This is a genomic window from Mesorhizobium sp. WSM4308 (assembly GCF_002294905.1).
Classification (GTDB): Bacteria; Pseudomonadota; Alphaproteobacteria; order Rhizobiales; family Rhizobiaceae; genus Mesorhizobium.
Genome location: NZ_NSFW01000004.1, coordinates 154096 through 167215, shown reverse-complemented (window position 1 = coordinate 167215; position 13120 = coordinate 154096). Strand labels below are relative to the sequence as shown.

General features: G+C 64.2%; 11 protein-coding genes. 1 reads left to right on the top strand and 10 read right to left on the bottom strand.

The features are described from left to right. Positions 1-38: 38 nt before the first annotated feature. A complete protein-coding gene (locus tag CK227_RS08850) occupies positions 39-1820 on the bottom strand; it encodes an outer membrane beta-barrel protein (protein WP_179296410.1) in 1782 nt (593 codons plus the stop codon). A gap of 207 nt (positions 1821-2027) precedes the next feature. On the opposite strand from CK227_RS08850, the gene CK227_RS08845 reads away from it, so the two are divergent. After that, positions 2028-3029 carry a KpsF/GutQ family sugar-phosphate isomerase gene (locus CK227_RS08845; protein WP_095772603.1) on the top strand — a complete coding sequence of 334 codons (1002 nt, stop codon included), beginning with the start codon at positions 2028-2030 and terminating at the stop codon, positions 3027-3029. Positions 3030-3282: 253 nt separating this feature from the next. Here the strand turns inward: CK227_RS08845 and CK227_RS08840 are convergent, their stop codons facing one another. From CK227_RS08840 to CK227_RS08800, 9 genes are all read right to left on the bottom strand, one after another. Further along, positions 3283-3747, bottom strand: a complete 465-nt coding sequence (locus tag CK227_RS08840) for an NfeD family protein (RefSeq protein ID WP_095772604.1) — start codon at positions 3745-3747, stop codon at positions 3283-3285. 20 nt (positions 3748-3767) lie between these two features. Further along, complete coding sequence (locus tag CK227_RS08835) at positions 3768-4718, bottom strand: SPFH domain-containing protein (RefSeq protein ID WP_095772605.1); 951 nt, start codon at positions 4716-4718, stop codon at positions 3768-3770. Positions 4719-4839: 121 nt separating this feature from the next. After that, positions 4840-6051, bottom strand: a complete 1212-nt coding sequence (locus CK227_RS08830; RefSeq protein ID WP_095772606.1) for an FAD-binding oxidoreductase — start codon at positions 6049-6051, stop codon at positions 4840-4842. A 157-nt stretch (positions 6052-6208) separates the two neighbouring features. Continuing rightward, the gene (gene hemH, locus CK227_RS08825; protein WP_095772607.1) at positions 6209-7273 is read right to left on the bottom strand and encodes a ferrochelatase; all 1065 of its coding nucleotides are present in this window, start codon (positions 7271-7273) and stop codon (positions 6209-6211) included. 145 nt (positions 7274-7418) lie between these two features. Continuing rightward, positions 7419-9569: a bifunctional UDP-sugar hydrolase/5'-nucleotidase gene (locus CK227_RS08820; protein WP_095772608.1), complete on the bottom strand. Its 2151-nt coding sequence runs from the start codon at positions 9567-9569 to the stop codon at positions 7419-7421. A gap of 190 nt (positions 9570-9759) precedes the next feature. Continuing rightward, positions 9760-10137 carry a hypothetical protein gene (locus CK227_RS08815; RefSeq protein WP_095772609.1) on the bottom strand — a complete coding sequence of 126 codons (378 nt, stop codon included), beginning with the start codon at positions 10135-10137 and terminating at the stop codon, positions 9760-9762. Positions 10138-10319: 182 nt separating this feature from the next. After that, positions 10320-11765: a homospermidine synthase gene (locus CK227_RS08810; RefSeq protein WP_095772610.1), complete on the bottom strand. Its 1446-nt coding sequence runs from the start codon at positions 11763-11765 to the stop codon at positions 10320-10322. Positions 11766-11896: 131 nt separating this feature from the next. Beyond that, positions 11897-12835 carry a DUF3445 domain-containing protein gene (locus CK227_RS08805; protein WP_095772611.1) on the bottom strand — a complete coding sequence of 313 codons (939 nt, stop codon included), beginning with the start codon at positions 12833-12835 and terminating at the stop codon, positions 11897-11899. Then, positions 12832-13119, bottom strand: a complete 288-nt coding sequence (locus CK227_RS08800; protein ID WP_095772612.1) for a YciI family protein — start codon at positions 13117-13119, stop codon at positions 12832-12834. The genes CK227_RS08805 and CK227_RS08800 overlap by 4 nt, the downstream gene beginning before the upstream one ends. Position 13120 lies beyond the last annotated feature (1 nt).

Sequence of the window (13120 nt, the reverse complement as noted above, 5' to 3'; positions counted from 1 at the left end):
CCAGCGCGAGCGGCTGACCGCCCCTGCGCAGGCGTGTTTCAGCGCTGCACCTTCAGGCCGAGGTAGATGCTGTTGGCGGTGTAGTCGCGGCCGGGCAGGTTGCTGGTCAGCTTTTCGGTTCTGACCCGGCCGGTGAGGCCGGCATAGCGGTTCAGCCACCAGGTCAGCCCGGTCTCGGCGCTCAGGATCCTGTCATGGCCGTCGATGCCGACATAGTCGCGCCAGTCGAGCCCCAGAGCCGCATTCGCGGTAAGGTTGGCACGGATCTGCCGTTCGGCCGTCAAGCGGCCGGAATAGAGGATATCGCCGCTTTCACCCGCCGTCGTGGTGGTCTCGACGGTGGTCTTGCCGGTCAGGCCGATCGTGGTTCCGCGTTCCGGCGACCATTTGAGATCGGCGTTGACGGTGGCGCCCGAAATCGCCTCCAGGCTCTTGTCGTCGATCGCTTCCCTCAGCCAGCCGGCGGAGAACTCGCCGGAGAGCTTCTCGCCCATATCGAGTTGCAGACCGGCGCGGGCGCCGAGCCGGGTCGAGGACCGCTCGAAGCCTTCATTGTCGATGCGTTGATCGTAGGCCCGGCGGCCGACCTCGATTTCGCTGAACGGGGTGAGGACCGGGGAGATTTCGTAGCCGGTGCGCAGGGTCGCCGTATAGAGCGTGTTGTCCTGATCCTTCTGCGACAGCGTGGTGCCGTCCGAAAGCTCGGCGTCGCCGTAGAAGTCGTGCGAGACCGCGCCGGTCAGCGTGTACTGCATCTTGCCGACGGCCTTTTCGACGCCGAGGCTGCCGTCGATGGTCTGCCGCAGCGGCTGGGTGCTGACGCCGGCAATGGCGTTGGGCGAGGACGCCGTTTCAGGCACGGCCTCATAGCCGAGCTTGGCTATGGCGCGCAGCTCGTTGTCGAGGTCGACATTGAGCTGGCCTTCGATGCGGCCCTGCGCATCGTGAACGCGGTAGCCCGACACCGTCTCGCGGAACAGGCCATAGCCGTCGATGGTGGCGGCGTTTTCGCGCCAGTCGGAGACGGCGGTAAAGCGCAACGCCGTCTCCGACAGCAGCGCCGAGGTGCCGGCACTGCTCGAATCGCCGTTCGTGGTGGCGGTCATGCCCTGTTCGATCGACGGGCGGATGACGAAGGAACCCCATTTGACGCCGGTGGGCTGGAAGGGGTCCTCCTCGGCTTTCTTGTTCTGGCCTTCGATGGCGGCGGTGCGTTCGGCGCCGGGGTCGAGTTTCTGCCTGTCGGCGCTGTCGACGGTGAGAGCACGGCGGTTGGCCGCTTCCTGGTCCGCGCCGTCGGTATCGTCGGTCGCGGCCTGAGTGGTGTCCGTGGTCGCGGTGGTCGCTTTCTTCTTTTTCTTCGACTTGCCGGTTGCCCTGCGGTCCGTCTTGGTCTTGTCCTGGTCCGCAGCATTCTGGCCGGCGCTCGACGGACGGGGACGAGGCTTGGGCGGCGTCGGATTGTCGGTGGCCGTGTCGTCGGTCGCCTGCGGCGGATCGAAAATGCTGCCGGTGGCGGCATCGGTGTTCGTGTCGTCAGGGACAGCGCCGGCACTGGCCGGCAAATAGGTGCGCGGCGGCGCATCGTCCTGCGCAGAGTTGGCCGACTGCTGCTGGCGCTGGGTGGCAAGGGCGAGCTGCTTTGCCTTGCGCTGCTGGTCGGACAGGATCGCCGATTCGGACACCTCGCCGCGCAGCTCGGTTTCCTGGGCATGAAGCTGCCCCGGGCGCAACAAGGCAAACATGCTGGTCGCCAGCAACAAGGCGCAGACCGCCTTGCCCTGTCGTCCTCTTGATTTCTCTGGCTGGGCCCCGGACATCGCCACCACTGCTTGCGCGGCGCTGTGCGCGCCATACTTACCGAACCGTAAATGGGGATGGTTAATGGAGGGTTGAGGCGGCGATCGTTCGGCCGGTTAAAGTGCCGCTGTTTGCCGATCCCGTGACCTGTCCGAAGCCTCCGCCGCCTGGGCGCCAGCGGCATTTCTGTTGGACAGGCGGGCGGCAACGCGCTAATCGCATCATCCATGCATGCGAGATCCCTCGATAAGAAGCCCCTGGACAGGCAAGCGTCGATCGATTCGGCACTGAGAACGGTGATGACCGAGCAGGCCGGCATCGCCGCCCTTGCCGAGGCGCTCGAGAACGGACTGGCCGCGCCTTTCGCGCAGGCCGTCGGTATGATTTCGAAGATCGAAGGCCGGCTGATCGTCACCGGCGTCGGCAAAAGCGGCCATATCGGCTCGAAGATCGCGGCGACGCTGGCTTCGACCGGCACGCCGGCCTTCTTCGTCCATCCCGTCGAGGCCAACCATGGCGATCTCGGCATGATCGCCAAGGACGACGCCATCATCGCCATCTCATGGTCAGGCGAAAGCAAGGAGCTGCTCGGCATCGTCGCCTATTCCAGGCGTTTTTCCATTCCGCTCATCGCCGTCACGTCAGGCGAGACATCGGCGCTGGCGCGCGCCGCCGACGTGGTGCTGCTTTTGCCGCGCACCCCGGAGGCCTGTCCGCACGGGCTGGCGCCGACGACGTCGACGCTGCTGCAGCTGGTCATCGGCGACGCCCTGGCGATCGCGCTGCTCGAGGCGCGGGGTTTCACGCCAGACCATTTCCGCACCTTCCATCCCGGCGGCCAGCTCGGCGCCAATCTGACCATGGTCTCCGAGATCATGCGGGTCGGCGACCAGATGCCGCTGGCCGTGCTCGGCACCAAGATGCCGGAAGCGGTAATGACGCTGTCGCAGAAGAAGGTCGGCTGCGTGCTGATCGTCGACGCCAATGGCGAACTGGCCGGGATCATCACCGACGGCGATGTCGCGCGCAACCTGCACCGCAATTTGGCCGACGTCATCGTCGACGAGGTGATGACCCGCACGCCCAAGACGGTCGACCCGCAGACGCTGGCCGGCACGGCGATCGCGCTGCTCAACGAGCACAATATCGGCGCGCTGGTGGTGACCAGGAACAACATGCCGCTGGGCGTGGTGCATTTCCACGACCTGCTGCGCATCGGCGCTGCCTAGGCATGCCGATATTCAGGTGAGGCCGGTTGCAAACGGCTGATACCTGCGCTTCCGGCCTTCGCCGGCCGAAGCACTCAAGAGGGATCGTCGCTACTAGGGCTACGGCCGGGTTAGGCCGGTGCTCAAGTACTTAAGTACGCTCCGCTCCGGTTCTCGGAACCCGCCTTGTTTGGTCGCTTCGCGCCCGTCTTCGACTCCGGCTCGGCCTGTCCTGGATCTCAACACATCTTTCGCACCGGCGCCGTCTGGAAACTCAGACGCGCTCCACCGTCAGTTCCAGGTCCGTGTCGGCGGCACTTGTCACGCGCACCTGCGTGCCGGCGGGCAGGTCCGGGCCGGAGACGCGCCATAGCGTGTCGCCGAGCTTGATGCGGCCGCGGCCGTCCTTGATCGGCTCGGCAAGCGTCGCCATGCGGCCGACCATCTGGGCGCCGCGCCGGTTGAGCAGCGGCTGGTCGGTCGGCTGGTCGCGTCCGCCCATGAGTTTCTTGCCGACGAAGGCTGAAACCAGCGACAGCGCCAGGAAGGCGAGGACCTGGACCTGCCAGCTCCAGATCGCCGCATCCCAGATCAGCAGCGACGCCGCGCCGATGATGAGCGCGGCGATGCCGATCCACAGCATGAAGAAGCCCGGCGCGATGACCTCCACCACCAGCAGCACGAAGCCCAGAACCATCCAGTTCCACGGACCGAGTTCGGAAATGATGCGATCGAACATGGGAGTGAGCTCCTGCGGACTCAGTTGTCGCTCGGGCGCACAACTGGCGGGCGCGCGGCCTGCCTTTGCGCGCCGGTCGTGCCCTCGCTGCGGAAGACTTCCTTGGCGATCTCGCCGATGCCGCCGAGCGAGCCGATCAGCGACGACGCCTCGAAAGGCATCAGCACGATCTTGCTGTTGGTGGCCGTGCCGATCTTGCCCAGCGCCTCGGTGTATTTCTGCGCGACGAAGTAGTTCAGCGCCTGCACGTCGCCCTTGGAAATCGCTTCCGACACCACCTGGGTGGCGCGGGCCTCGGCCTCGGCCGAGCGCTCGCGCGCCTCGGCGTCGCGGAAGGCGGCCTCCTTGCGGCCCTCGGCCTCGAGGATCTGCGACTGCTTGAGGCCTTCGGCGGCCAGGATCTGGGCGCGCTTGTTACGTTCGGCGGTCATCTGGCGACCCATCGATTCGATGAGGTTGGCCGGCGGGTTGATGTCCTTGATCTCGACGCGGGTGATCTTGATGCCCCACGGATGCGCCGCCTCGTCGACGACGCGCAGCAGGCGCTCGTTGATGGCGTCGCGGTTGGACAACAGCTCGTCGAGGTCCATCGAGCCCATGACGGTACGGATGTTGGTCATCGTCAGGTTGAGGATGGCGTTCTGCAGGCCGGCAACCTGGTAGGCGGCCTGCGCCGCATTGAGGATCTGGTAGAAGGCGATGCCGTCGACACCGACGATGGCGTTGTCGCGGGTGATGATTTCCTGGCTCGGAACGTCGAGCACCTGCTCCATCATGTTCATCTTGGCGCCGATGCGGTCGACGAACGGCGTGATGATGTTGAGGCCGGGGCTCAGTGTCTTGGTGTAACGACCAAAACGTTCGACCGTATAGTTGTAGCCTTGGGGAACTGTCTTGATGCCTTTGAACAGCACCAGCACGACAAGCGCGACAAGAACAACGACCGCAATATCGAAACCACTGAAATCCATTTGGCTCTCCCTCAGAAGCGGGCCGCGAGAGCCATTCCCGCGCAGCCGACTTCACCAAAGACTTAAGTGTGTTTCAGGAACGTTACAATCAGGTGATGAAGGATTGTTTGTTGCTCTGCACTCAGCGGTTGAAGGCGAAGAGCTCCGCATCGATGTCGGTCATCCCTTTGATCGAAGCCGAAATAATTTCGGAAGCGATGCGCGAGAAGGTGATGCCGTTGCCGCCGTAACCCATGACTGCATGGATGCGCGGATGCCGGGGGACGGCGCCGATATAGGGCAGGCCGGTGCTGGTTGTGCCGAACGAGCCGGTCCAGGCGAATTCGGGCCTGACGTCGAGACGGGGGAACAGCCGGCCCAGCTTGTCGGCAATGCGGGCACTCTTGTCGGCGATCAGTCCGTCGCGCCGCGTCTCGTCGACAAAATCCTCGTCCTCGCCGCCGCAGATGACCCTGCCGTCGGCCGTAGAGCGCATGTAGAGATACGGATCCGACGCTTCCCAGATGAACGACGGACCCGGCCAGAGTTTTCGCGGCTGCGGGCGTGTCGCGATCGCCCAGGTCGAGATGATCCGGTGGGCGGCCGCCGGCACGATGTCGACCAGTTCGTAGCCGGTGGCCAGGACAACATGCCGTGCGGTGATGGTCGGGCCGTCCTTTGTCGTCACGACTACCTCATCGGCATTGTCCTCGATCGCCGTCGCTTCGGCGGGAGCGTAAAGCCGTGCCTTGCGCTCCAGCGCCTTGAGCAGCAAGCCGGCCGTCAGCTTGCGCGGGTCGAGCGCGATGTTGCCATGGCTGAGGATGGCGCCGCCGCGGTCTATGCCGAATGTCTGCGCCAGCAGCTGCGGCGTCAGATAGGCGGCCGCAATGCCCGCATGTCGCCGCGCTTCGGCTTCCTCACGCAGTTCCGACGGTCCGAGCAGCGTGCCGGCCAGATAGAGCGACGGGGTGCGGCGCAGGCGACAGTCGATTGCGAGATATTCGATGCGGCCGGCCAGGTTGGAAACGGCGAGCCGCGAGCGGCGCCAGGTCTGCTGTGCCTTGATCCTGCCGATCATCTTCGAGAGCACGGAAAGCGGCTGGTCGATTTCGAACTGGACCAGCGCCGTGGTCGCCGCGGTCGAGCCTTTCAGCGGACCACGCCGGTCGATGCAGATTAGCTGATGACCGTCCGCCGTCAGCGCCTCGGCCGTCATGGCGCCGCTGATGCCCATGCCGATGATCAGCACGTCGGTCTTGACGTCGCGGGTCAACCTGTCCGTCGGCACGGCAGGTGCCCGATAGGCGGACCAGACGGGCCGGCCAGTTCTGAGGTCGAGTTTGCGGGGCATCGAATTCTCCGGAGGAACTGCTCAACGCTCCGGAGTGGCCCTTGTTCCGGTGTCAGAGCGGCGAGCCGCTCCAACTCTCTGGTTGACGAAATTCCCAAGGGAAAGCGCTATGCGCTTTTCCCGGGAAGACCGTTTCACACTTTTCCTGGAATTTCTCCTAGACCCAGCCGGACAGTTCGCGTCGCACCATCGCCTCGATCACCGCCATCCCTTCGACGCTGTCGTTGAGGCAAGGGATATGCACGAAGTTCTTGCCGCCGGCATGATGGAAGGTCTCGGCCGCTTCCCGGCGGATTTCGTCCAGCGTCTCGATGCAGTCGACGGAAAAGCCGGGATTGACGATGGCGATGGATTTGACGCCGTCCTTGCCGAGTTTCTCCACCGTCTTGTCGGTGTAGGGCTGCAGCCATTCCTGGGCGCCGAAGCGGGACTGGAAGGTGGTGATCAGCTTCTTCTCGTCCCAGCCGAGCCTGTCGCGCAACAGCCGGGTCGTCTTGAGACAGTGGCAATGGTAGGGATCGCCTTTTTCGAAATAAGGTCTTGGGATGCCGTGGTATGAGGCGATGACCACTTCAGGCTCGAAATCCAGCGTCGCGATATTCTGCTCGATCGAACGCGCCAGCGCCTCGATATAGACGGGCTCGTCATAGTAAGGCGGCACGCTGCGGATGGCAGGGGCCGCGCGCATCTTCATCAAGGCGCGAAACAGCTGGTCATTGGCGGTGGCCGTCGTCGTCGCGGAGTATTGCGGGTAGAGCGGAAACGAAAGAATGCGATCGCAGCCCTGCGCGACCAGCCTTTCGGCGACACTCGCGGTCGAAGGATTGCCGTAGCGCATCGCCCAGTCGACGACGACATCGGGCAGGTCGCGCAACGCCTCGGCCAGCTTTTCGCCCTGCGCGCGGGTGTAGGTGCGCAGCGGCGACTCGTTCTTTTCCTGGTTCCATATCCGGGCATAGTTGGCGCCGGACTTCTTCGGCCGCGATGTAAGCACCAGGCCGTAGAGGATCGGATACCAGATCGCCCTGTTGAGTTCGATGACGCGCGGATCGGACAGGAATTCCCTGAGATACCGCCACATCGGCTTGAAGTCGGTGCCGTCAGGCGTGCCGAGATTGATCAGCATGACACCGATCTTGCCGGTCTTGACCGGCGGATGCCCGGCCGGCAGTGGGCCGAGGGCCTTCGCGGCTTTGGGATCGACAGCGGTTGTGAACGTCATAGCGGTCCTCCAGGAGGCGCGAACCTAATCATCCTGCACGGGCTTTCAATGCCGCGTCTGGCCGCACCTTAACGCGTGTCCAGCTGAAAACAGAACACCCGCCCGGTTTCCCAGGCGGGTGTTGGATGGAAGAGGCGAAGTGAGGTTACTTCGCCGGGATGGTCAGCGTCGCGCCGGGCATCAGCCGATGCGGCCTTTGACCCTTGTTGGCCTCGTAGATGAGTTTCCACTTGGTGGCGTCGCCATAGGCCTTCTTGGCCAGATCCCAATAGGTGTCGCCGGTAACGATGACATGGCTGCCCGTTGCTGGTGCGGCTTCAGCGGGCTTTGCCGGCTCTGCCGGCTTGGCAGATTCCGCCGGGGCCGGCGCTGCCGGTGCAGGGGCGGCCTCGGCCGGCTTTGCCGGCTCGGCTGGTGCAGGTGCCGGAGCAGCGGGAGCCGGCGGGGCCGGTGGCGCAGGTGCATTCTCCGCCGATACGGCCGGCGGCGTGTTGGCGATATCGCCTGAGTTCGCGGGCAGTTCAGGCATTGCCGGTGCCGCTTCCGCGGGCTTTGCCGGTTCAGCCGGTTTCGCGGCCTCGGCCGGTTTGGCAGGTTCCGCCGGCGCGGGGGCCGGAGTTGCCTCGGCTGGCTTTGCCGGCTCTGCAGGCTTGGCTGGTTCCGCCGCCGGGGCCGCCGCGACGGTCGCGGCGATCTCGGTGATGCGGCCGTCGAGCTTGGGCGTGTAGGGCCGGTGGGCGCCGAGATAGTCGGCCACGACCTGTTCGAGACCGGGGCCGTAGTCGTAGGCGTTCTTGGCCTTTTCGGCGAAGACCTTGTAGCCGTCGCCGCCCTGGCGCACGTAATTGTTGGTGGCGACGAGATAGTCCTTGTCGGGCTTGATCGGCGTCCAGGCGCCGTTCTCCATGACCTCGACGGATTTGACGCGGCCGGCATTGGGCGCGACCGATTTGTCGAAGGCGTATTTGAGGCCCGCCACCTGCGGGAAGCGCCCGGCGCCGTCCTCGATCTGGCTGAGGCCGCTTTCGAGGCCGGCGACCAGGTCCTTGCCCGAAATCTGGAAGGTCGCCAGCGTGTTCTGGAACGGCAGCACGGTCAGCACCTCACCCATGGTGACGGTGCCCTTGTCGATCGAGGCGCGCAGGCCGCCGCCATTGGAGATGACGATCTCGACGCCCTGTCCCTTGACGCGGTCGAGTATGGCATCGGAGACGAGGTTGCCCATCGCGCATTCCTTGGCGCGGCAATTCTCGCGGCTGCCGTCGATGACGTCGGTGGTCTCGGCCACTTCCTTGTTCTTCAAAGCCTCGATCGGCGCGCCGAGTTCCTTGATGCGGGCGAGCACAGCGGGATCGGGTGTGATCGACTTGTCGAGAAAGATCGGGTCGCCGCTGGCCGATTTGACGACGCCATTGTCGTCGAACACCACCTTGAACTCGCCGAGATATTTCGAATAGGAGGCCGCCTGCACCACCGGCACCTTGTAGCCGTCCGGGTTGTCGACCATCGTCGGGTAGGGGCCTGCCGCCTTCGGATCGGTGTTCGACAAGAGCGTATGGCTGTGGCCGCCGACAACCACGTCGATGCCCGGGATCTTGGCAATGATGTCGCGTTCCCTGTTATAGCCGATATGGGTCACGGCGATGATCTTGTTGACGCCTTGCGCCTTGAGCTTCTCGACCTCGGCGGTGATCGATTTGACGTCGTCCGCGATCGCGATGTTGGGACCGGGCGAGGCGAGTTCGGGCGTGTCGTTGGTGACGGCGCCGACAATGCCGATCTTCTGTCCGCCGACGTCCACGACGATCGACGGCTTGATCTTGCCGGCCGCGCCGGACTTGTCGTTGGGCACGACATTGGCACTGACGATCGGGAATTTCGCCTTGTCGAGGTAAGGCACCAGCGCGCTCTCGCCGTCGTCGAATTCATGGTTGCCGAGCGTCACCGCGTCGGGTTTCATCTGATTGAGGAATTCCTCCTCCACGGTGCCCTTGTAGGTGGTGTAGAACAGCGATCCCTGGAAGCTGTCACCCGCATTGAGCAGCAGCACGTTCTGGCCTTCGAGCTTCTTGCGCTCCTGGGCGATTGCGGTGATCAACCGGCCGGCGCCGCCGATGCATTCGCCCTTGGTCTCCTCGTCGGCCGAACAGGTCGACTCATATTTGTTGTTGCCTTCGATGCGGCTGTGCCAGTCATTGAAATGCAAAATGTTCAATGTGTAGTCGGCAAAGGATGCGCCGGCCGACAGGCCAAGCGTCGATGCGGACAGGGCGGCAATGGCGGCAAGCTTCTTCATCTTCGTCTCCCGGTAGGCTGATCAGAGGCGTTTAGCGCCCTTGCTTGACTGGGGTATAACAGCCAGCGTTTTGACCATGTTCCCATCGCGTTTCGGCTGACGCAAGCGGAAATGCCGCCACTCTTTGCAGGCGCAAAAAAGGACGGCGGCCAATCGGCCGCCATCCTCGATGAGTCCAGCGTTCGCTCGTTCAGACGCGTCGCGTCAGCACGAAGTTCTGGCCGGACGAGCTGGTGCAGTTCAGCTGGCTGGTGGAGATCAGCAGGCAGTTGAAGCTGACCGGCGTCTGGCGGATCAGCGACGTCCCGTTGATCTCGACCGATGTGGCTCCGGTCATCGTGTAGCTGCCATCGGACAGCTTCTGGCCGGTGTCGGTGGCGACGGTCGTGAACTTGCCGCCGGTGAAGGTCGACAGACCGGTGCCCTTGGCATCAATCCAGGAACCCTCGACGCCTTTCGGCGTGGCCGCCATCGGCGGTGCCTCGGGACCGCCTGTGGTGCAGGCGGCGAGGATCATGGCAAAGGAACCCGCCACGCCCATCGAAAGAACTTTGCGCGCAATAGTCATCTTAAATCCTCTCCAAACGCATCGGCCCAAAAATCGGTTTCGATTTTGAGAGGCACGATGCGAACGTCCAAAGTGCTGGAACGGGCGTGCGTCCCGCAAGACGTGCGCTGCCCCAGGCCGCATCTCTTCAATCGCCCGATTTCCGGGCGATTGCAAGGCAATGGCGCATGGTGCGCAGGATGCTATCGGACGAGGATGTTGCGGAATTGCCACGGATCGCTGCGGTCGAGGTCCTCCGGGAAGAGGCCCGGGCGTCGGTCGAGCGGCGTCCAGTCGGTGTAATGGCCTTCGACCGGTCCGAGATAGGGCGACTGGACTTCCAGGCAGCGCTTGTAGTCCATCTCGTCGGCCTCGACGATGCCGGCATCGGGATTTTCCAATGCCCAGACCATGCCGGCCAGAACCGCCGAGGTGACCTGAAGGCCGGTGGCGTTCTGATAGGGCGCCAGCTTGCGCGCCTCGCCCAGCGACAGGTGCGAGCCAAACCAGTAGGCGTTCTTGTCGTGGCCGTAGAGCAGGACACCGAGTTCGTCGACGCCGTCGACCAGTTCGTTCTCGTCGAGCACGTGGTGCACCGGCTGAGGCTTGCCGGCGGCACCGAACATCTCGTCCAGCGACAGGATCGCATCGTTGCAGGGATGGTAGGCGTAATGGCAGGTCGGCCGGTACTGCACCTTGCCCTTCTTCGAGCGAACGGTGAAGAAGTCGGCGATCGAGATCGACTCGTTATGCGTCACCAGCAGGCCGTATTGCGCTCCCGGCGTCGGGCACCACGAGCGAACGCGCGTGTTGGCGCCGGGCTGCTCCAGGTAGATCGCGGCCTTGGAGCCGTGCTTGTGCTTCTTGGCGTTCTTCGGCATCCACTTCTCATGCGTGCCCCAGCCGAGTTCGGCCGGCTGCAAGCCCTCGGAGATGAAGCCCTCGACCGACCAGGTGTTCCAGAACACATCCATCGGCTTCGGCTTCTTGGTGCGCTGGGTGTCGCGCTCGGCGATGTGGATGCCCTTGACGCCGGCCTTCTTCATCAGCCTGGCCCAGCCCTCGCGGTCTTCCTGCGCCGGCTCCGAGAACTCAAGGCCAAGATCGGTGGCGAGGTTGACCAGCGCCTGCTTGACGAACCACGAGACCATACCGGGATTGGCGCCGCAGGTGGAGACGGCGGTGGCGCCGCCGGGCTTGTCGTGCTTTTCCTTGATCATCGCCTCGCGCAGCGCATAGTTGGTGCGGCTGGCATTGTCGGCCTTGGCGTCGAAATAGAAGCCGAGCCACGGCTCGACGACGGTGTCGATGTAAAGCACGCCGAGCTTGCGGCAGAGACGCATCAGATCGACCGAGCCCGTGTCGACCGACAGGTTGACGCAAAAGCCCTGGCCGCCGCCATTGGTCAAGAGCGGCGTCAGAAGCTTCTTGTAGTTCTTCTCGGTCACCGCTTCCTGGACGAAGGCGATGCCGCGCTCGTCGAGCAGCGTGCGGTCGGTGTCGCGTGGGTCGAGGACCGTCATGCGCGACTTGTCGAACTTGAAATGGCGTTCGATGAGCGGCAGCGTCCCCCGTCCGATCGAGCCGAAGCCGATCATCACCACCGGGCCGGTGATCTCACCGTAAACGGGCCAGTTTTCATTCGCCATTTTATCGAGCACTCCTTCAGGCACATGCAAAAGCCGGGCAAACACCCGCAAAACCCGGGCATTTTCACCCGACGGTCATGCGCTACATCACAGATCATTGTCATAAACCAGCGAAAAGCGCCAACCCGTGGCTAGCCGTCCCTGGCCATGTGGTTAAGGACCATGATCAGCCCGTCGCGGTCGGATGTCAGGCCCTTGTAGTCGAGCTGGTCGAGATCGAGCGCCTCGAGCTGGGCGGCAAAGGACAGTGCCAGCGTCTCCCTGTCCGGGTGCCGCGCCAGCACGGCGAGCGGATCGAGATGGATGCGGATGGTGAACAGGATGTCGCGCGAGGACGGCAGCTTGCGCAGCGTCTGCCGTTCGACCCGGATGAAGGCGTGCGCCTTGACATCACCGTCGGGGAAGCGCGTCGGCCGGCTGGTGGCGCGGTCGATGCGCTCGACGTTGGACAGCGGATGGTAGAGCGCATTGTCGGCCTGGATCGACCAGTTGAAGCGCTCGACCGCCTGTCCCTGCAGGCCGTCGAACATGCGGTTGATCAATTCGGCGGGACGCGTTCCCGGACCGAAACCCGGCACGGGCTGGTGAATCTGCTGCAGCGGCTTGCCGAATTTTTCGAGCAGCGACCAGGACGAGGGAAAGCACAGCGAGCCGGCGGCGAGCCGCCAGCCGCTGTCGTCGCGGCGCATCAGGATCAGGTCTTCCTGGACCAGCAGCGAGGCCGCGACCAGTGGCGCGTCGGCAAGACCCGAAGGCAAGGCAGGGTGGTTCACAGCGCCCACGATCTCGACGCCCGCATCGCTGCGGCGATGGGTGCGCGGAAATCGCTCCGGCAGATACGCGCCGAGCAAGCCGAGCACTTCCTGCTGGGCGTCCCTCGTGCCGTCCTCCTCGACGAAAACCCGTTCGGGGATTTCGGCATAAAGCCGGCGCTTCTCGGCGAGATAGGGCAGAAGATAGCCGTCGACCTCGATCCAGTTTGCCGGATCGAGCGGCTTCAGCCCGATGTTGAACAGCTTCGACGAGCCGTCATAAGGGGTGTGGGTGGGCAGGGCCTCGACCAAGCTCATGCTTCCTTGAAAGCGTCAAGACCGGCGGCGGTCATCCTGGCCAGGAATTCGGTGACCTCGTAGTCCGCGGCGCCCGCCTTGGCGAAGGGGTCGGCCGCCAGCCTGGCGTCGAGGATCTCGCGTGGGCATTGCGCGATGATGATGCCGCCGGTCCGCGGTTTCTTCGGCCCGGAAGCGATGAAGATGCCCTCCGCGTAGCAGGCCTTCAGCCATTCGACATGCGCTGCCTGCAGTCGGTCGATCTCGGTCAGGGCCACCTTGTAGTTCAGCGAAACGACGAACATG